The sequence below is a fragment of the Streptomyces sp. YGL11-2 genome (genome assembly GCF_050054615.1).
In the GTDB taxonomy this organism is placed as follows: domain Bacteria; phylum Actinomycetota; class Actinomycetes; order Streptomycetales; family Streptomycetaceae; genus Streptomyces.
Genome location: NZ_JBNHIN010000170.1, coordinates 1 through 544 on the forward strand (window position 1 = coordinate 1; position 544 = coordinate 544).

Consider the following 544-nt stretch of genomic DNA (forward strand, 5'->3'; position numbering starts at 1 on the left):
TTCGGCTCGGCAGCTTGGGGGGTATGTCGATCGGGTTTTGGCGGCGACCGGGGCGCGGAAGGTGGACATCGTCGGGCATTCGCAGGGCGGGATGATGTCGCGGGTGTATCTGAAGTTCTATGGTGGTCGTGGCAGGGTGGGCACGTTGGTCGGGTTGGCTCCCAACAATCATGGCACCGATCTGCATGGGTTGATCACGTTGTTGGATGCTGTCCCGGGTGTGCGGAAGGTCTTGCATGGGGTTGTCCCGGCGGTGACGGAGCAGGAGTCGGGTTCGCCTTTGTTGAGGCGTCTCAATGATGGTGGTGACACTGTTCCCGGTGTCCGTTACACGGTTATCGGCACTCGGTACGACGAGATGATCACGCCCCATCGTTCGGAGTTCCTGCACGGCCCTCACGTCCACAACGTCGTGCTCCAGGACCTGTGTCCACTCGACATCTCCGGCCACGGCTCGCTCGGGCTGATCGACCGTCTCGCCTTCCATGAGACAGCGAACGCCCTCGACCCCGCCCACGCCACCCCAACCACCTGCGCCTCTTAG

1 protein-coding gene is annotated in these 544 nt (G+C 62.7%); it reads left to right on the forward strand.

Annotated elements, in window-relative coordinates; all coding sequences use genetic code 11:
* A partial coding sequence (locus ACO1BR_RS44195) for a lipase family alpha/beta hydrolase (protein ID WP_426800761.1) occupies window positions 1-544 on the forward strand: 544 nt, incomplete at its 5' end.